Origin of the sequence: Flavobacterium sp. Leaf359, assembly GCF_001423985.1 — a bacterium.
Lineage (GTDB): Bacteria > Bacteroidota > Bacteroidia > Flavobacteriales > Flavobacteriaceae > Flavobacterium > Flavobacterium lindanitolerans.
In genome coordinates this window covers 90,875-91,460 of sequence record NZ_LMPW01000001.1, presented here as the reverse complement: position 1 = coordinate 91,460, position 586 = coordinate 90,875, and the positions used below count along the sequence as shown (strand labels likewise).

Below are 586 nucleotides of genomic sequence, written 5' to 3'. Positions count from 1 at the left end.
CGTGCTTACCGAGTTATCGTTCATGATGTCCTGGAAGTTCTGGATGACATCTGCAGGAACGTCAATGGTGGTTACCGTACCGTCTTCCGATGTATAGGTATAGGTACCGTCGTTGTTGTTAACCAACGTGGTTACCGTCTCGTTGCCACGAACAATGTCCTGGATGTTGATGGTGTGCGAAGTACCCGTATTGTCTACATAGGTAAAGCTGGTTCCGTCATAGTAAACGTTACCGCCCACCGAAGTGTTTGTAAGGTTCGTAATCAGCTGGTTCAGCACGCTTGTATTGGTGATGATGTCATTGAAGTTGCTCACAACGTCCGCAGGAACATCGATGGTGACCTGCGTTCCGGCTTCGTTGGTATAGGTATAGGTACCGTCGTTGTTGTTCACCAACGTAGTTACCGTCTCGTTGCCCGTAACCAGTTGCGACATGTCAAGCAGGGTCGTGTTGCCGTTCTCATCCTTGTAGCTCAGCTTTTTGGTAGCAGAATCGTAGCCAAGGATTGTAAGGGTTTCGTTTGCATCGATGATGTTCTTTACAATCGTGCTTACCGAGTTGTCGTTCATGATGTCCTGGAAGTTT

Annotated in this window: 1 pseudogene; it reads right to left on the bottom strand. The window is 48.0% G+C overall.

What is annotated here, in order from left to right:
• Window positions 1-570 (bottom strand): annotated as a pseudogene (locus tag ASG38_RS00350) (hypothetical protein); the annotation flags it as partial.
• Window positions 571-586: the final 16 nt, after the last annotated feature.